14 protein-coding genes are annotated in these 17,033 nt (G+C 74.1%); 2 read left to right on the forward strand and 12 right to left on the reverse strand.

Annotated features, from left to right (window positions below):
• Positions 1 to 169 precede the first annotated feature (169 nt).
• Both D7193_RS00200 and D7193_RS00205 read left to right on the forward strand, forming a co-directional pair.
• Entirely contained in the window at positions 170 to 586 is a 417-nt protein-coding gene (locus D7193_RS00200) for a DNA-binding protein (protein ID WP_120777359.1), read from the forward strand.
• 123 nt (positions 587 to 709) lie between these two features.
• Positions 710 to 1,063, forward strand: a complete 354-nt coding sequence (locus tag D7193_RS00205) for an MmcQ/YjbR family DNA-binding protein (RefSeq protein ID WP_120777360.1) — start codon at positions 710 to 712, stop codon at positions 1,061 to 1,063.
• 40 nt (positions 1,064 to 1,103) lie between these two features.
• Here D7193_RS00205 and argH read toward each other — a convergent pair whose 3' ends face one another.
• From argH to pheT, 12 genes are all read right to left on the reverse strand, one after another.
• Positions 1,104 to 2,567 (reverse strand): argininosuccinate lyase, encoded by a 1,464-nt coding sequence (gene argH / locus D7193_RS00210; RefSeq protein ID WP_120777361.1) that lies wholly within the window; start codon positions 2,565 to 2,567, stop codon positions 1,104 to 1,106.
• A gap of 83 nt (positions 2,568 to 2,650) precedes the next feature.
• Complete coding sequence (locus D7193_RS00215) at positions 2,651 to 3,853, reverse strand: argininosuccinate synthase (RefSeq protein ID WP_120777362.1); 1,203 nt, start codon at positions 3,851 to 3,853, stop codon at positions 2,651 to 2,653.
• Positions 3,850 to 4,365 carry an arginine repressor gene (locus D7193_RS00220; RefSeq protein ID WP_120777363.1) on the reverse strand — a complete coding sequence of 172 codons (516 nt, stop codon included), beginning with the start codon at positions 4,363 to 4,365 and terminating at the stop codon, positions 3,850 to 3,852. The genes D7193_RS00215 and D7193_RS00220 overlap by 4 nt, the downstream gene beginning before the upstream one ends.
• A complete protein-coding gene (argF, locus tag D7193_RS00225; protein ID WP_120777364.1) occupies positions 4,362 to 5,339 on the reverse strand; it encodes an ornithine carbamoyltransferase in 978 nt (325 codons plus the stop codon). Before argF ends, D7193_RS00220 begins: the two co-directional genes overlap by 4 nt.
• Positions 5,336 to 6,583 (reverse strand): acetylornithine transaminase, encoded by a 1,248-nt coding sequence (locus D7193_RS00230; RefSeq protein WP_120777365.1) that lies wholly within the window; start codon positions 6,581 to 6,583, stop codon positions 5,336 to 5,338. Before D7193_RS00230 ends, argF begins: the two co-directional genes overlap by 4 nt.
• Positions 6,580 to 7,467 carry an acetylglutamate kinase gene (argB, locus tag D7193_RS00235; RefSeq protein ID WP_120777366.1) on the reverse strand — a complete coding sequence of 296 codons (888 nt, stop codon included), beginning with the start codon at positions 7,465 to 7,467 and terminating at the stop codon, positions 6,580 to 6,582. Before argB ends, D7193_RS00230 begins: the two co-directional genes overlap by 4 nt.
• Positions 7,464 to 8,636 carry a bifunctional glutamate N-acetyltransferase/amino-acid acetyltransferase ArgJ gene (argJ, locus tag D7193_RS00240; protein WP_120777367.1) on the reverse strand — a complete coding sequence of 391 codons (1,173 nt, stop codon included), beginning with the start codon at positions 8,634 to 8,636 and terminating at the stop codon, positions 7,464 to 7,466. Before argJ ends, argB begins: the two co-directional genes overlap by 4 nt.
• Entirely contained in the window at positions 8,633 to 9,634 is a 1,002-nt protein-coding gene (gene argC / locus D7193_RS00245) for an N-acetyl-gamma-glutamyl-phosphate reductase (RefSeq protein WP_120777368.1), read from the reverse strand. The genes argJ and argC overlap by 4 nt, the downstream gene beginning before the upstream one ends.
• 157 nt (positions 9,635 to 9,791) lie before the next feature.
• The gene (locus D7193_RS00250; protein WP_120777369.1) at positions 9,792 to 13,166 is read right to left on the reverse strand and encodes a P-loop NTPase; all 3,375 of its coding nucleotides are present in this window, start codon (positions 13,164 to 13,166) and stop codon (positions 9,792 to 9,794) included.
• A gap of 3 nt (positions 13,167 to 13,169) precedes the next feature.
• Entirely contained in the window at positions 13,170 to 13,853 is a 684-nt protein-coding gene (locus D7193_RS00255) for a hypothetical protein (RefSeq protein WP_120777370.1), read from the reverse strand.
• A gap of 159 nt (positions 13,854 to 14,012) precedes the next feature.
• Positions 14,013 to 14,480 (reverse strand): S26 family signal peptidase, encoded by a 468-nt coding sequence (locus tag D7193_RS00260; protein WP_206611829.1) that lies wholly within the window; start codon positions 14,478 to 14,480, stop codon positions 14,013 to 14,015.
• Positions 14,481 to 14,484: 4 nt separating this feature from the next.
• Positions 14,485 to 17,031 (reverse strand): phenylalanine--tRNA ligase subunit beta, encoded by a 2,547-nt coding sequence (gene pheT, locus D7193_RS00265; protein ID WP_120777371.1) that lies wholly within the window; start codon positions 17,029 to 17,031, stop codon positions 14,485 to 14,487.
• Positions 17,032 to 17,033: the final 2 nt, after the last annotated feature.

Raw genomic sequence — 17,033 nt, forward strand, 5'->3', positions numbered from 1 at the left:
CCTCGACGGCGTCGGGACACCACTACTTCGATGATCGAGCACGATCTTGGAAGGGCGACCGGCGCGAGCGACACCACCACCCGTAAGCCGTCCTAGGAGGATAGGCGAGCCCCTTGAGAGGCTTCAACATTCCGTTGACAACTCTACGTTGATGAGTTGGGATGGGGGCATGACGCAGGAGGACACCTTCACCACGCCCGACGCGGCCCGGGCCCGGGCGCACCGCACCCACGCCGCGCTCCAGCGGATCAGCGAGCGGCACGCGGGCACCGACGAGCGCCGGCGTCGCTACGCCCACCCGTACGTGCTCGACCCCTGGGAGGCCGTCGCCCTCGTGACCGCCCTCGCGGCCGGTGGCGCCGAGCTGGCCGACGCCGAGGACCCGGTCGACGACGCCGACCTCACGGCCGCGTTGACCCTGGTGCCGCACGTCCGCGCCGAACTCGACGCGCTGGAGGCGGGCCTGGTGACGCTGGCCCGCTCCCGGGGCCTGACCTGGCAGGCGATCGCCTTCGGGCTCGGCCTGGGCAGCGCGCAGGCCGCCCGGCAACGCTTCGACCGGCTCACCGCGCGCACCGGAAGCTGACCCGGCGCGGGCGCCGATCGCACCCGAGCACGTTCCGGGCTGAGCGATCCGCGCGGTGTCGCACCGACGCCCACCGCTGGATGGCGGCAGACTGTCCAGCAGACCGACCGACGGGAGGGCGCGATGCGGCGCGAGGAGATGCGGGCGTACTGCCTGGCGAAGCCGGGCGCCTGGCTGGACCAGCCGTGGGAGGGCGACGAGGTGGTCAAGGTGGGCAGCCGCATCTTCGCGTTCCTCGGCTCGGCCGACTCCGCCCCCACGGTGGGGGTGAAGTGCGGGCCCACCCGCGAGGTGGCCGACGAGTGGCTGCACCGCCATCCCGGCGACGCCCGCGTGATGCCCTACATCGGACGGTCCGGGTGGAACACCCTGCGGCTGGACGGCGGGATCGACGACGAGGAGTTGACCGAGGCGGTCGACGGGTCGTACGACGCGGTGGTGGCGAAGCTGCCGAAGCGCGAGCGGCCGACGGCCTGAGCCCCGCGCGACGCCGGTGAGGCGTCGCGCGGGTACGGCGTCAGCGGGGTACGACCCGCTCGGCGGCCCACTCCCGCCAGCCGGCCAGCCGGTCCGCCGCCGCGGCGAGCTGGTCGGCCACCGGGCCGGGCCCCGTGGAGCCGGGCGTGGTGCGCGCGGCGAGCGCCGAACGGACTGACAGCACGTCGCGCACCGACGGGTCGAGGTGTTCGCTGACCGCGGCGAGGTCGGCGTCGGACACCTCGTCGAGGGCGCAGTCGCGGGCCACGCAGAGCGCCACGAGCCGGCCGGTGATCTCGTGCGCGTCGCGGAACGGCACGCCCCTGCGTACCAGCCAGTCGGCCACCTCGGTGGCCAGCGAGAAGCCCACCGGGGCGGCGGCGACCAGGCGGTCGACGCGTACCGTCATCGTGGAGATCATCCCCGCGAGCGCCGGCAGCAGCAGTTCCAGGGTGTCGACCGCGTCGAAGGCCGGCTCCTTGTCCTCCTGCATGTCCCGGTCGTACGTCATGGGCAGGCCCTTGAGCATCGTGAGCACGCTCATGAGCCCGCCCACGAGGCGGCCCGACTTGCCCCGGGCCAGCTCGGCGATGTCCGCGTTCTTCTTCTGCGGCATGATCGACGAGCCGGTGGCGAAGGCGTCGTCCAGCTCCACCCAGCCGAACTCCTGGGACGTCCAGAGCACCACCTCCTCGCCGAGGCGAGACAGGTGCACGCCGATCATCGCGGTGACGAACAGGAACTCCGCCACGAAGTCCCGGTCGGCGACCGCGTCCATCGAGTTGGCGAACGAGGTGCGGAAGCCCAGTTCCTTCGACACGGCCACCGGGTCCAGCGGCAGGCCGGAGCCGGCCAGCGCGCCCGCGCCGAGCGGGCTGATGGCCGCCCGCTCGTCCCAGTCCCGCATCCGCTCCAGGTCCCGCAGCAGCGGCTGGACGTGGGCCAGCAGCCAGTGCCCGAACGTGACCGGCTGGGCGTGCTGGAGGTGCGTCATGCCCGGCGCGGCAGTGTCCACGTGCCGCTCGGCCTGCTCGACCAGCGCCTCGGCCAGTTCGACGAGCCGGGCGGCGACGCCCCGCGCGTGGTCGCGCAGGTAGAGCCGCAGGTCGGTGGCAACCTGGTCGTTGCGCGAGCGGCCGGCGCGCAGCTTGCCGCCGAGGCTGCCGAGCCGTTCCAGCAGGCCGCGCTCCAGCGCGGTGTGCACGTCCTCGTCGTCGACGGTGGGACGGAACTGGCCGGACGCGCAGGCCGCCTCCAGGTCGTCCAGCGCCGCGAGGATCTTCCCGAGTTCCTCCGGGTCCAGCAGGCCGGCGCCGGCCAGGACCCGGGCGTGCGCCCGGGAACCGGCGATGTCGTACGGCGCCAGCCGCCAGTCGAACTGCACGCTCACCGACAGCCGGGCCAGGGCCTCCGCGGGGCCGCCGGCGAACCGGCCGCCCCACAGGCTCGTCCGGTTGGTGGCGGCGCTGTTCTCGGTCAGGCTCTTGTCGTCCACCGGACCCATTGTGGCAGTGCTCACCTCTCGCTCCCGACTGCGGGGCTCACTCGCTGCGCTCGCTCACTCCTCGCGCTCGCACGCATCACGCCTCAGCCGCCCAGCCGGGAGTCCCGGGCCGCGGCCATCTTGCTGGGCAGGCCCCACAGCTGCACGAAGCCCTTGGCGAGCGACTGGTCGAAGGTGTCGCCGGTGTCGTACGTGGCCATGCCGAAGTCGTAGAGGCTGGCCTCGGAGCGGCGACCCGTGACGGTGGCCCGCCCGGCGTGCAGGGTCAGCCGCACCTCGCCCGAGACGTACCGCTGGGCGTCGTCGATGAACGCGTCCAGGGACCGCTTCAGCGGCGAGAACCACAGGCCGTCGTAGACCAGCTCGCCCCAGCGCTGGTCGACGCCGCGCTTGAACCGGGCCAGGTCCCGCTCGACGGTGACCGCCTCCAGCTCCTGGTGTGCGGTGATGAGCGCGATGGCGCCCGGCGCCTCGTACACCTCGCGGCTCTTGATGCCCACGAGGCGGTCCTCGACCATGTCGAGCCGGCCGACACCCTGCGCCCCCGCACGCCGGTTCAGCTCCAGGATCGCCTGGTACGGGGTGACCGTCTCACCGTCCACGGCCACCGGCACACCGGCGTCGAAGGTGATGACGACCTCGTCGGCGTCGCGCTCCTGCGCCGGGTCGCTGGTGTACGAGTACAGGTCCTCGATGGGGCCGTTCCAGATGTCCTCCAGGAAGCCGGTCTCCACCGCGCGGCCCCACAGGTTCTGGTCGATGGAGTACGGCGACTTCGCCGACACGTCGATCGGCAGGCCCTTCTCCTCGGCGAACGCGATCGCCTTGTCGCGGGTCCAGGCGAAGTCCCGGGCCGGCGCGATGATCTTCAGGTCGGGGGCGAGGGCGCCCAGGCCCACCTCGAAGCGGACCTGGTCGTTGCCCTTGCCGGTGCACCCGTGCGAGACGATCGTGCCGCCATGCTTCTTCGCGGCCGTCACCAGGTGCTTCACGATGAGCGGCCGGGACAGCGCGGACACCAGCGGGTACCGGTCCATGTAGAGGGCGTTCGCGCGGATCGCCGGCAGGCAGTACTCGGCGGCGAACTCGTCGCGCGCGTCGACCACCTCGGACTCCACGGCGCCGCAGTCCAGGGCGCGCTGCCGGATGACGTTCATGTCCTCGCCGCCCTGGCCGACGTCGACCGCGACCGCGATCACCTCGGCGCCGGTCTGCTCGGCCAGGTAGGGAATGGCGACGGAGGTGTCCAGCCCTCCGGAGTACGCCAGGACGACCCGCTCGGTCATGGTGTGGTGCTCCCTTCAACGTTCTCTTCCCGGCGTGCCCAGCCGGCGAGCTTCTCGCCGAGCGCGGCTCCGCCGTCGGCCTCGCGGGCCACGACGAGGATGGTGTCGTCGCCGGCGATCGTGCCGACGACCTCGGGCAGGCCCGCTCGGTCCAACGCGCTGGCCAGGTACTGCGCTGCGCCCGGCGGGGTACGCAGCACGGCGATGTTGCCGCTGGAGTCGACCCCGTTGAGCAGCTCGCGCAGCAGCCGGACGAGCCGGGCCGGCGCGGACTCCGCGTCGAACAGCGGCCGGTGGCCGTCCTCGGGGATCAGGTAGACGCCGCGCCCGTCGCCGCCGCGTACGGTCACCGCGCCGAGTTCCTTGAGGTCCCGGGAGAGGGTGGCCTGGGTGACCTGGATGCCGTCACCGGCGAGCAGGTCGGCCAGCTCGGTCTGCGAGTGGACGGCCTTGTCCCGGATCAGCTCGACGATGCGGGCGTGGCGGGCGGCGCGGGTCAGCGGGGCGGTCATGTGGTCTCCCTGGTCGCGGTGGCGCCCGGCGCCGCCGCGTCCGGTGCCGCGGCCGCGGCCTCGAGGAGGAACGTGAGCAGCGCCTTCTGGGCGTGCAGCCGATTCTCCGCCTGGTCGAACACCGCGCTCCGCGGGCCGTCGAGCACCTCGTCGGTGATCTCCTCGCCGCGGTGCGCGGGCAGGCAGTGCAGCACGATCGCGCCGGGCGCGGCCTGGGCGAGCAGGTCGGCGTTGACCTGGTACGGCAGGAACGGGGTGATGCGGTCGAGCCCGTCGGTCTCCTGCCCCATCGACGTCCAGGTGTCGGTGGCGACCACGTCGGCGTTCTTCACGGCGACCGCCGGGTCGGTGAGCACGCTGGCCGACCCGCCCGTGACGGCGGCGATCTCGGTGGCGCGGGCCACGACGGCGGGGTCGGGCGCGAAGCCGGCCGGCCCGGCGACCCGGACGTGCATCCCGGCGGTCGCCCCGGCCAGCAGGTACGAGTGGGCCATGTTGTTGGCCGCGTCGCCGACGTACGCGAGGGTGCGCCCCGCCGTGGCGCCGAACCGCTCGCGGACGGTGAGCAGGTCGGCGAGGAGCTGGCAGGGGTGGAAGCCGTCGGTGAGCGCGTTGACCACGGGCACGGTCGCCCCGTCGGCGACCTCGGCGATCCGGTCGTCGCCGTGCGTGCGCAGCACGATCGCGGCGACGTAGCGGGACAGCACCCGGCCGGCGTCGGAAAGGGTCTCCCCCCGGCCGAAGTGGGTGACCTGGGTGTCCACGACGAGCGGGTGCCCGCCCAGTTCGGCGATGCCGGCGTCGAAGGAGATCCGGGTGCGCAGGCTCTGCTTGTCGAAGAGGACCGCCACCGACCGCGGCCCGGCGAGCGGCCGGTACGCGAACCGGTCGGCCTTCATCCGGGCGGCGAGATCCAGCACGGCCGCCTGCTCGGCGGGGCTGAGGTCGTCGTCACGCAGGAAGTGGCGGGTCATGCGGTCGTCTCCGGGGCGGTGGTGGTGGCGCGGGGAATGGTGGTCGTGGTCGGGGCGGTGGTCGTGCCGGCGGCGGCCGGCGCGGTGGCGTCCAGCGCGGCGGGGAGGGCCGCGAGGAACGCGTCGACCTGGTCGGAGGTGAGGATCAGCGGTGGGGCGAGCCGGACCACGCCCGGCTGCACCGGGTTCACGAGGAAGCCGGCCTCGCGCAGCGCCTCGCCGAGCACCGGCGCCACGGGCGCGGCCAGCACCACGCCGAGCAGCAGGCCGGCGCCGCGTACGCCGGAGACCAGCGGGTGGCCCAGCGCCTCGATGCCCCGGCGCAGACGCTCGCCGACCCGCTTGACGTGGTCGAGCAGCCCCTCGTGGGCGATGGTGCTCACCACCGCGAGGGCGGCCGCGCAGCTGACCGGGTTGCCGCCGAACGTGGTGCCGTGCGAGCCGGGCGTGAGCAGCTCGGCCGCCCGGCCGAACGCCAGGGTGGCGCCCAGCGGCAGCCCGCCGCCGAGCCCCTTGGCCAGGGTGACGACGTCGGGCTCCACGCCGTCGGCCTGGTGGGCGAACCAGTGGCCGGTGCGCCCGATCCCGGTCTGCACCTCGTCGAGCACGAGCAGCGCGCCGTGCCGGGCGGTGATACGCCGGGCGGCGGCCAGGTAGCCGGCCGGGGGGACGACCACGCCGTTCTCGCCCTGGATCGGCTCCAGGATCACCATGGCGGTGGCGTCGGTGACCGCCGCCTCCAGGGCGGCCACGTCGCCGTAGGTGACGTGGGTGACGTCGCCGGGCAGCGGGCGGAACGGGTCGGCCTTGGCGGGCTGCCCGGTCAGGGCCAGGGCGCCCATCGTCCGGCCGTGAAACCCGCCCGCCGTGGCGACCACGTGGTGGCGGCCGGTGAGTCGGGAGAGCTTGAAAGCGGCCTCGTTCGCCTCGGCGCCGGAGTTGGCGAAGAAGACCCGACCGGGCCGGCCGGCGAGCGCCAGCAGCAGCTCGGCCAGGGCCACCGGCGGTTCGGCGACGTAGAGGTTGGAGACGTGCCCGAGCGTGCCGACCTGCTTCGACACGGCCGCCACGACGGCCGGGTGCGCGTGGCCGAGGGCGTTCACCGCGATGCCGCCCACGAGGTCGACGTACTCCCGGCCGTCCTCGTCGACCACGACGGCGCCGGAACCGGAGACCAGCGCCAGCGGAGGCGTCCCGTAGTTGTCCATCATGGACTGTCCCCAGCGCTGTACGAGCGTGCTCATGACGGCTTCACCATCGTTCCGAACCCTTCCGAGGTGAACACCTCGAGCAGCGTCGAGTGGGCGACCCGGCCGTCGACGACGTGCGCGGCCGGCACTCCCCCGCGCACCGCCCGCAGGCAGGCCTCCATCTTGGGCACCATCCCCGACTCGAGGGTGGGCAGCAGCTTCGCCAGGTCGTCCGCGTCGATCTCGGAGACCAGGCTCGTGGTGTCCGGCCAGTCGGCGTAGAGGCCGGCCACGTCGGTGAGCACGACCAGCTTGCGGGCCTCCAGCGCGACCGCGAGCGCGGCGGCGGCGGTGTCCGCGTTGAGGTTGTGCAGCACCCCGTCGGCGTCCGGCGCGACGGTCGAGATCACCGGGATGCGACCGGCTGCGATGAGGTCGGTGACCGCCGAGACGTCGACCGACTCCACGTCGCCCACCTGGCCGACGTCGACCGGCTCGCCGTCGACGTACGCCGGTCGCCGGACCGCGGTGAACAGGCCGGCGTCCTCGCCGGAGAGGCCGACCGCGAACGGGCCGTGCGCGTTGATGAGGCCCACGAGTTCCCGGCCCACCTGGCCGACCAGGACCATCCGGACCACGTCCATCGCCTCCGGCGTGGTGACCCGCAGGCCGCCGCGGAACTCGCTGGCGATGCCGAGCCGGCCGAGCATGGCCGAGATCTGCGGCCCGCCGCCGTGCACGACGACCGGCTTCAGGCCGGCGTAGCGCAGGAAGACCATGTCGGCGGCGAACGCGCGCTGCAGCTCGGGGTCGACCATGGCGTTGCCGCCGTACTTGACGACGACGGTCGCGCCGGAGAAGCGCGCCAGCCACGGCAGCGCCTCGATCAGCGTCTCGGCCTTGGCCTGGGAACGGGTGAGGTCGGCGGAGAGGGTCATGTCGAGTACGCCGAGTTCTCGTGCACGTACGCGTGGGACAGGTCGTTGGTCCAGATCGTGGCCGCGGCGGCGCCGGCGTGCAGGTCGATCCCGATGGTCACGTCCCGCCCGCTGAGGTCGACCTTCGACCGGTCCTCGGCCGCGGCGCCGGCCCGGCACACCCAGACCCCGTTGACCGCCACATCCACCTCGTCCGGCTCGAACACGGCCGTGGTCGTGCCCACGGCGGCGAGGATCCGCCCCCAGTTCGGGTCGTTGCCGAACAGCGCAGTCTTCACCAGGTTGTTGCGGGCCACGGTCCGGCCGACCTCGACCGCGTCGTCCTCGCGCGCCGCGCCGACCACCTCGATGGCGATCTGCTTGGTCGCGCCCTCCGCGTCGGCGACGAGCTGCTGCGCGAGGTCGTGGCAGGCCGCGGTGACCGCGGCGGCCAGCTCGCCGGGTGCGGGCGTCACGCCGGACGCCCCGCTGGCGAGCAGCAGCACGGTGTCGTTGGTGGACATGCAGCCGTCGGAGTCGATCCGGTCGAACGTGACCCGGCACGCCTCGCGCAGCGCGGCGTCCAGCGCCTCCGGGCCGGCCACCGCGTCCGTCGTCAGGACGCACAGCATGGTCGCCAGGGCGGGGGCGAGCATCCCGGCGCCCTTGGCCATGCCGCCGACGGTCCAGCCGGCGCCCCGCGTCACGGTGGTCTTCGGCCGGGTGTCCGTGGTCATGATCGCCTCGGCGGCGGGCGCGCCGCCGGCCGTCGAGAGCCGCCGCACCGCGTCGTCCACGCCGGCCAGCAGCGCGGGCATCGGCAGCCGCTCGCCGATGAGGCCGGTCGAGCAGACCGCGACCTCGCCGGCGCCCAGCTCCGGCGCGTCGCCGGACGCGGTGAGGGCGGCGGCCACGTGCTCGGCCGTGGCGTGGGTGTCCTGGAAGCCGGCCGGGCCGGTGCAGGCGTTCGCGCCGCCGGAGTTGAGGACGACGGCACGGACCTGCCCGCCGTGCACCACCTGCCCGGTCCACAGCACCGGCGCCGCCTTCACCCGGTTGGCGGTGAAGACACCGGCCGCGGCGGCCTCCGGGCCGTCGTTGACCACGAGGGCCACGTCGGGGGCGCCGCTGGCCTTGAGCCCGGCGGCGACGCCGGCGGCCCGGAAACCCCGGGGAACGGTGACGGTCACGGGGCCACCCCGTACACCGACAGGCCGGTGGTCTCCGGGAGGCCGAACATCAGGTTGGCGTTCTGCACGGCCTGGCCGGCCGCGCCCTTGCCGAGGTTGTCCAGCGCGCTGAGCACGATCGTCCGGCGCGAGTCGACGTCGACGGTGGCCTGCAGGTGGCAGGAGTTCGAGCCGAGCGTGGCGGCGGTGTGCGGCCACTGCCCCTCGGGCAGCACGTGCACGAACGGCGCGTCGGCGTACGCCTCGGCGAGCACCGCCTGCGGGTCCACGCCGCGCGCCGGCCGCGCCGTGACGGTGGCGAGGATGCCGCGCGGCATGGGCGCGAGCACCGGCGTGAGGGAGAGCCCGGTGGCGCCGGTGGCCTGCTTGATCTCCGGAACGTGCTGGTGGGTGCCGACCCGGTAGGGCGACAGGTCCCCCATCACCTCGCTGGCGAGCAGGTGCGCCTTGGCCGACCGGCCGGCACCGGAGGTGCCGGACGCGGCGACGACGACCACGTCGGCCGGGTCGGCGGCGCCGGCCGCGATGAGCGGGGCGAGCGCGAGGGTGATGGCCACGGCGTAGCAGCCGGTGTTCGCCACCCGGGTCGAGGCGGCGATCCGCTCCCGCTGCCCGGGCAGCTCCGGCAGGCCGTAGGTCCACTGCCCGGCGTGGGTGCCGCCGTAGTACTGCGCCCAGTCGTACGGGTCGGCGAGCCGGTGGTCGGCGCCGAGGTCCACGATCCGCACGTCGGTGGGCAGTTGCGCGGCCAGCGCGGCCGACTCGCCGTGCGGCAGCGCGAGGAAGACCAGGTCCGCCTCGGCCAGCGCGTCCGGCTCCGCAGCGCCGAGCACCAGGTCCAGCCCCGCGAGCTGCGGGTGGACGACGTCGACACGGTGCCCGGCCTGGGTGTGCGCGGTGGCGGCGACCAGGTCGAACTCCGGGTGCCCGGCGACCAGGCGGAGCAGCTCGCCCCCGGCGTAGCCGCTCGCGCCGGCGACCGCGACGCGGATTCCCATACTCACCTCCGCATGACTATGCAATGAAGGCTAGCAGCCATGATCGTGCGATGCAAGGTCATGCAGTCCACTGCATGAGAACAAAGCCGGACACGCGTCCGGCCCGCGCCACGGGAGGCGCGGGCCGGACGGAGACGCGGAGACCGGGACGGAACGGTCAGAGCGGTATGGGACGCTCCTCCTCGTCTGCGGCCACCATCCGTTCCAGCGGCCCGCTGCAGTGCTCGGACGCCGACCGGAACTCGCCGTTCATCCGCAGCAACCGGCGCCCGATCTCGATCCAGGCCAGGATGCGACGGGCGAAGCTCTGGCGCTCGTCGTGGGCGAAGAACACGCCGCGCTGCAACCAGTGGGTGCCGTCCTTCACGATCGTCACGATGGTGTGCGGGGAGCGGTCGCCCTCCTGCGAGGCGACGCGTTCCAGCTCACCGAACGCCTCGACCGCCACGTCGTGCAGGCCGCTGTCCGTGGGATGCTCGCTGGCCCGTCGCAGGCACACCATCGCCCAGGTGGTGACCACCTTGAAGTGGTCCTGACCGCCGTCGCAGCCCCGGGCGGTCTCCAGGTAGGTCGCGGCGAGGTCCAGGTTGCGCTTCTCCAGCTCGTACGAGCCGCACTGCAACCAGTAGTGGAAGTCGTCCTTGAGGTAGTCGTGCAGCTGGTGGTAGACGTCCCGGACCGCCAGCACCGGCAGCCCCGACTTGATCATCACCCGGTGGTTGATGAGCGCCACCATGGCGCGGCGGGTCGGGTCGTTGCGGTCGGTGATGTTCGCTCCCCGCTGCACGTAGAAGAGCAGCAGGCGTTCGAACAGCTCCTGGAAGTAGGCCTTGTCACCGCGGATGAACTTCTCCATGGCCTCCGCCACGACGCGGTGCCGGGTGCGGATGTGCCCCGACTCCCGGCGCACCAGCATCCGGCGGCCGGACACGAGCCGCTCGATGGCGCGGTTCACGGCGGGGTCCGGAGGGCCGTCGGAGGCGATCTGCAGCAGCGCGTTCTGCGGCAGCGTGAGCGAGCGGTCCTCGTACTGCAGGGCCTCGAAAAGGCAGACGGTCGCGTAGATGTCGCGCTCGCGGACGTCGAGCTGGGCGAACTCGCTGCTGACCCGCTCCTCGAACCGGTAGCCGGTGATCACCTCCACCATCGCCGCCATCAGGTCACGGTCGGACACCTGCCGGAGCCGCTCCACCCGCGCCTCGTGCAGCTTCTGCTGCTTGAGCTTGCCCAGTTGGCGGTACGTCTCCAGCCGGTGCACCAGCGCGTTGAGGTCGTCGTCGGTGAGCCGCAGCGGCGGTACGCGGGTCAACCCCGGTACGCCGTCGAGCAGGTGCCCCCGGGTGCTGCGGATGGTGGCCGCCACGAGCACGCGCCCCCGCTGGCCGAGCTGGGTCATGAGGCGGGCCGCCTCGGCGCCGAAGATGTCCACGTCGTCGATGAGGACGGCGTCCAGGCCGAGGTCGACGCACTCGCCGAGGACGTCCTGGGTCGACTTGGTGGTGGCCCGGTCCACCCACCCGACCGCCAGGCCCCGGTTGTGCAGGGCCGCCCCGAACTGCATCAGCGTCGTCGACTTGCCGGTGCCGGACCGGTCGTTGAGCACCAGCACGGGGCGGTTGGCGCCGGGGGCGTCGGCCAGCGTGAGCATCGACGACAGGGTGGACAGCGACGCCGGGATGCCCTCCTTGACGTCACCCCAGGTGGGATCCGTGCCACGCAGGTAGAGCGGGTCGCCGGCCGGCGCGGTCTCCAGCAGCGTCGAGACGAGTTGCACGCCCGCGTTGCGGTCCAGCACCGACCGCATCCGGGCCCGCAGCTGGGCGCCCCGCCGGATCGGCTCCCGCGACTGGCTCAGCCGGTCCCGCGCCAGGGCCGCCACCGGCAGCGGGATCTGGCCGAACCCGGCCCCCGCGAGCTGCCAGGAAGCGGTGGCGTCGGCGCCGGGCGCGACCACGAACCGGGGCGGCATGCCGTTGGCGTCGCTGTCGCTGGTCATGGCGTCCAGGTAGAACGACAGGTGCCGGCTGTCGACGCTGCTCGCCGTCACCACCACCGGGTGGGTGATGAGGTCCGCCTTCATCTGCCGGAACCACTGGGCCCGGCTGCCGCGCCCCTGGTCGTCGATGTCGAAGCTGACCGGCGCCGCGCTGCTGCCCGGCGCGATGCCGTTCATCGAGACGATCTCGAGCTGCTGGCGCAGACCCCCCGGCGGATCGCGGTACGCGTCGACCACCACGACGTTGCTGCCGACGTCCAGCCGGGCGGCGAGATCGGAGAAGATGTTGCTCCCCGTGCAGTCGTACACCCGGTACCAGGGGGCCAGCAGCAGCCGCAGCGCCGTGTCGTTGGTGGCCGCGCCGTCGGCGACGAGCATGCCCGAGATCGTGCGGCGCACCAGCGCCGGGTCCATCTGGCGCAACCGCTGCATGACCGCGGCGAGCGTGACCCGGCCGCCCACGATCTCCGGCGAGAGCTGGTCGACCAGCGCGTCGAACAGGTCGTCCGGGCTGCCGAGCGCGCTGGACCACTCCCCACGGGACTCCGCCTCGATGCCCGAGGTGATGACGAGGACCGCCTGCCCGGTGGCGAGCGCCTGGTCCAGGTCGGCGAGGAGGACCGACGGATCGTGGGCGGCCAGCGGCTCCGGCTCGGCGACCGCTGCGACGGCGCCGCCGTCGTCCGGTTCCGCCCGGACGGCCACGGCGTCGCGGACGTGCCCGCCGTCGACGTCCACCAGTTCCACCCCGCCCGCGGTGCGACGGGCGACCAGGAGCTGGGCGTCGTCGACCATCAGCCACGGCGACGGGTCGCCCGACCCGGCCCGGCCGGCGATCCGCAGCACCGGCGTCGCGGCGTCGGTCGCCACGTCGGCGGAGAGGGCGGAGAGCAGGACGACCGCGTCGACCGCCGTCCAACCCGGACCGTCGCTCGCCGCCGCGACCTGCGACGGGTGCAGCGTCGCCAGCTCGGAGGCGTCGTCCGACAGCATCCGGAAGGCGCCGTTCAGCGTCACCAGCCCGAGCCGCGGGCCACCCGACGCCAGCACGGTGCCGCCCTCCCCGGGCAGCAGGCCGGCCTGGCGGCCCCGCTCCGCGTAGCCGGCGTACCAGGTCTCGAACGGGGTGAAGCTGGTCCGGATCACGTCCAGCACGTCCGGGGTCTCGCGCGCCCAGAAGCTGTCCCGCACCTGTGGCCACCAGTCGGTGAGCGACCGGACCGTCACCAGCGACGGTGCCATCCCGGTCCGGTCCCCCGGGCCCGGCGCCGCGAGCACCACCGGCAGGTCGGTGGGGCCGGGCGCCTCGCAACACTCCTCGAGGACGCGATCGACCAACCGGGACACCGCGGCGAACTCGGCCACCGTCGCGCCGTCGGTGAGATCACCGACCAGGACCAGGGCGTCGAGCGCGCCCCCGGCACGGTGCAGCCGCCGGATCGCGTCCAGGCAGCGGGAGACGAGGGCGTCGCCGGCCGCCGCGAGCGACGGCTCGGCGCGTACCACCAGCAGGGTCGGGTCGCTGTGCAGTGCCATGGCTCAGCCCTTCGTGGTGAGCGCGGCCGCCACCGCGCTCCTCGGCAGTCGGACGGTGACGCCGCGCCGGTCACCGCAACGGTCCAGCGTGATCGAGACGAACTGGCCGGACAGGGAGGTCACGTCGAGGTCGCCCTCCACCCGCGCCACCGGCGCACCGCACAACGCGGCCACCGTCGCCTGTCCCTCCGGCCCGAGGATCACCACGCCCGGCCGGGACTTGTCGGGATGGTCGACGAACAACGCGGAGGCGAAGGTGAACACCGTGGCCGCGAGGGCCACCACCGAGGCCCCGTTCGCCACGGTCTGCCGCCGGTCGACCTGCCGCGCCTCCTCGTCGCCCCGGCTGAGGACCTCCGCGATGAGCGACCGGGCGTCCCGCACCTCGCGGGCCGCCGTCGGCCCGGGCGGCACGATGGTCGCGATCGCGCGGACGTACAGCACCGCGGCGAGCAGCCACAGCGCCACCGCCAGGCAGCCGCCGATCCGGGTCACGAGCGCGGTGCTGGCCAGCGACGTCAGCGTGAACGTTGCCACCAGCGCCCCGGCGAAGACCGTCACGACCGACTGGGCGGCCTGCGCCCGCGTCCGTGCGCCGGTCGCCGCGCGGACCCGGTCCGGGTAGTAGGCCTGGACGACCGCGTCCTGCACCGACGTCAGGAGCGGCTCGGAAGGCGAATCCGGCATGAACGTCCTTCGCACTGTGGAGTATCGAAGGACTCTACGCACGCGCCCCCGCGCCGTGGAGGGGGTCTGTACGAATCCCGACACGCGGGCGACATCCGCCCGCCATGGCAGGAAAGGGTTGGGCCTCGTCGGCGTGCCCGGGACCGGCCGGCGCGACGCTCACCCGGCGCGCAACCGCGGCCGGATCACCACCCCGACCACGTCCTTCTCCGGGATGTAGCCGCACTCCCGCGAGTCGTGGCTGAACGGCGGGTTGTCACCGAGCACCACGAGCTGCCCCTCGGGGACCACCCGCTCCGGCCGGTCCCGCAGCAGCGGCACCCGGTCCACGGGGACCGGCTCCCCAGGCACCGCGTACGCCCGTTTGATCAGCAGGTCGCGCCGGCCGTCGGGCCGGTCCGGGCCCGCGGCCGTCATCTCCGCGGGCGCCACCACCACGACCACGTCACCGGAACGCACCTGCGCCAGCGGCACCCGGCGCGCCAGCACCCGGTGGCCGGGACGCAGCGTCGGTTCCATGCTGCGCCCCACCACCGAGACCAGCATCAGGTGCCGGCGGGCCCAGAGCAGGGCGGTGGCGGCCGCCACGACCGCGGCGACCACCACCAGCCATCCGACCGCCGGCACCCCGTCAGGCGCCGCGCAGGGTGGCGCCGAACCGCTCGGCGGCCACGGCGACCGCCGCGTCCCGGGCGGCCACCGCCTCCTCGACGGTGAGCGTGCGGTCCGGCGCCCGGAAGGTGAGCTTGTACGCCAGCGAGCGGCGGCCGGCGCCGAGCTGCTCGGAGGCGTACACGTCGAACAGGCGCACGTCCTCCAGCAGCTCACCGGCGCCCTCGACGAGCGCCCGCTCCACCTGCGCCGCGGGCACCGTCTCGTCCACCACGAGCGCCACGTCGATGAGCGCCGGCGGGAACCCGGAGACCGCGGGCGCCGGCAGCATCGGCGGGGCGGGCAGCAGGTCGAGGTTCAGCTCCATGGCGCTGGTGCGCCGGGGCAGCTCCAGCGCCGCGACGACCGTCGGGTGCAGCTCGCCGGCGTGCCCGACCACGGTGCCGTCGACCAGCAGTTCGGCGCAGCGGCCCGGGTGCCACGGCGCGTACGCGGCCGCCCGCACCTCCACCCGGTCGGCCGGGACGCCGGCGGCGGCGAGCACCGTACGGCCCGCCTCGACCGCGTCCGCCCAGCCGGCCGCGCGACCCGCGCCCCACCAGCCGGACAGCTCGATCTCCCCGGTCAGCACGGCGGCGACGTGCCGGGGCTGGTCGGGCACCACCGCGTCGGCGGCCGCGAACTCGGCGTCGGTGGGCCGCCGGTCCACGCCCATGGCGGGTGGCGTGCCCGCGCCGGGACGCGGGTGGAACACCGCGCCGATCTCGAAGAGGGCGAGGTCGCGCTGACCGCGGCCGAGGTTGCGCTTGAGGACGCCGAGCAGCGGGCCCAGCAGCGTGGTCCGCAGCATGGGCTCCTCGTCGGACAGCGGGTTGGCCAGCCGCACCGCCGGCCGCCGCGGGTCGTCGGCCGGCAGCGAGAGCAGGTCGGGCAGCTCGGGCGAGACGAACGGGTGGGCGAGCACCTCGACGTACCCGCGCTCGGCCAGCGACTGGGCGACCGCCCGGCGGCGGCGCTGCTGCCAGGTCAGGCCGCGGCCCGCCGGCGCCACCGGCAGCAGCGACGGCACGTTGTCGTACCCGTCGAGCCGCACCACCTCCTCGACCAGGTCGGCCGGGTCGGTGAGGTCGGGGCGCCAGGTCGGCGGGGTGACGGTCAGCGCCACACCGGCGCCGGCCGCGACGCCGACGGAGCCCGGGTCCTCGGCGAGCCGGTCGACGCCCTGCGCGACGGTGCAGCCCACCTCCTCCAGCAGCGCCACCACGCGCGCCGGCGGGTAGTCCACGCCGATCCGCCGGGTCGGCAGGTCCGCCGGCAGGGTGATCGGCGTACGCGGCCGCACGTGGTCGATGTCCAGGATCTCGGCGCCCGCGGCGCCGCCACCGTGCTCGGTGAGCAGCCGTACCGCCCGCTCCAGCGCGACCAGCGGCAGCGCCGGGTCGACGCCCCGCTCCCAGCGCTTCGCCGCCTCGCTGAACAGCTTGTGCCGGCGGGCGGTGCGCCCGACCATCACCGGGTCCCAGTGCGCGGCCTCGAACAGCACCGTGACGGTGTCGGCGACGACCTCGCTGGTCTCGCCGCCCATCACCGCGGCCAGCGAGATCGGCCCGGTGTCGTCGCAGATCACCATGTCCTCGGGGGCGAGGACGCGGTCGACGCCGTCGAGGGTGGTGAGCTTCTCCCCCTCCTCGGCGCGGCGGACCACGAGCGGCCCGACGATCCGATCGGCGTCGAAGGCGTGCATCGGCTGGCCCAGTTCGAGCATCACGTAGTTGGTGATGTCGACGGGCAGGGAGATGCTGCGGATGCCGGCGGTGGTGAGCCGCCGCCGCATCCACTCGGGCGTGGCGGCGCTCGGGTCGACGTCGCGGACCAGCCGGGCCGCGAACCTGTCGCAGCCGACGGTGTCGCGCACCTCTACCGGGTACGCCGGCTCGGCGGTCGCGCCCGGCGCGGGCAGCAGGCCCGGGTCGCGCAGCGGCACGCCGAACGCGTGCGACAGCTCCCGGGCCAGACCGCGTACGCTCAGCGCGTAGCCCCGGTCCGGGGTGATCTCCAGCTCCAGGACGACCTCGTCGAGGCCGACCACCGGCCGGGCGTCGTCGCCGGGCTTCGCCGGGCTGGCCGGAGGCAGCACCAGGATGCCCGCGTGGTCGTCGCCGATGCCCAGCTCCCGGGCCGAGCAGATCATGCCGTTGGAGTTGCGGCCGTACGTCTTGCGCGCCCCGATGGCGAACCCGCCGGGCAGCACGCCGCCGGGGAGGATGACGACCACCCGGTCACCGACGGCGAAGTTGGTCGCCCCGCAGACGATCTCCTGCGGCTCGCCGGTGCCGTTGGCGGCGCCCACGTCGACCCGGACGAACCGGATCGGCTTCTTGAAACCGGTGAGCTCCTCGATGTCGAGCACCTCACCGACCACCAGCGACCCGGTGACGGTCTCGCGCAGGTCGACGGCCGAGTCGACCTCGATGCCGAGACCGACCAGGGCCCGCTCCAGCTCCCCGGTGGACACGTCGGCGGGGAGGTCGACGTACTCCCGCAGCCAGCTGACAGAAACTCGCATGA

This window comes from Micromonospora costi (genome assembly GCF_003626655.1).
In the GTDB taxonomy this organism is placed as follows: Bacteria; Actinomycetota; Actinomycetes; order Mycobacteriales; family Micromonosporaceae; genus Micromonospora; species Micromonospora costi.

Coding starts and splice junctions, on each gene's coding strand:
- pheT (WP_120777371.1), bottom strand. CDS start 17,031: ATGCGAGTTTCTGTCAGCTGGCTGCGGGAGTACGTCGACCTCCCCGCC.
- argC (WP_120777368.1), bottom strand. CDS start 9,634: ATGGGAATCCGCGTCGCGGTCGCCGGCGCGAGCGGCTACGCCGGGGGC.
- D7193_RS00230 (WP_120777365.1), bottom strand. CDS start 6,583: ATGAGCACGCTCGTACAGCGCTGGGGACAGTCCATGATGGACAACTAC.
- D7193_RS00220 (WP_120777363.1), bottom strand. CDS start 4,365: ATGACCGCCCCGCTGACCCGCGCCGCCCGCCACGCCCGCATCGTCGAG.
- argB (WP_120777366.1), bottom strand. CDS start 7,467: ATGACCCTCTCCGCCGACCTCACCCGTTCCCAGGCCAAGGCCGAGACG.
- D7193_RS00255 (WP_120777370.1), bottom strand. CDS start 13,853: ATGCCGGATTCGCCTTCCGAGCCGCTCCTGACGTCGGTGCAGGACGCG.
- D7193_RS00200 (WP_120777359.1), top strand. CDS start 170: ATGACGCAGGAGGACACCTTCACCACGCCCGACGCGGCCCGGGCCCGG.
- argF (WP_120777364.1), bottom strand. CDS start 5,339: ATGACCCGCCACTTCCTGCGTGACGACGACCTCAGCCCCGCCGAGCAG.
- D7193_RS00205 (WP_120777360.1), top strand. CDS start 710: ATGCGGCGCGAGGAGATGCGGGCGTACTGCCTGGCGAAGCCGGGCGCC.
- D7193_RS00250 (WP_120777369.1), bottom strand. CDS start 13,166: ATGGCACTGCACAGCGACCCGACCCTGCTGGTGGTACGCGCCGAGCCG.
- argH (WP_120777361.1), bottom strand. CDS start 2,567: ATGGGTCCGGTGGACGACAAGAGCCTGACCGAGAACAGCGCCGCCACC.
- D7193_RS00215 (WP_120777362.1), bottom strand. CDS start 3,853: ATGACCGAGCGGGTCGTCCTGGCGTACTCCGGAGGGCTGGACACCTCC.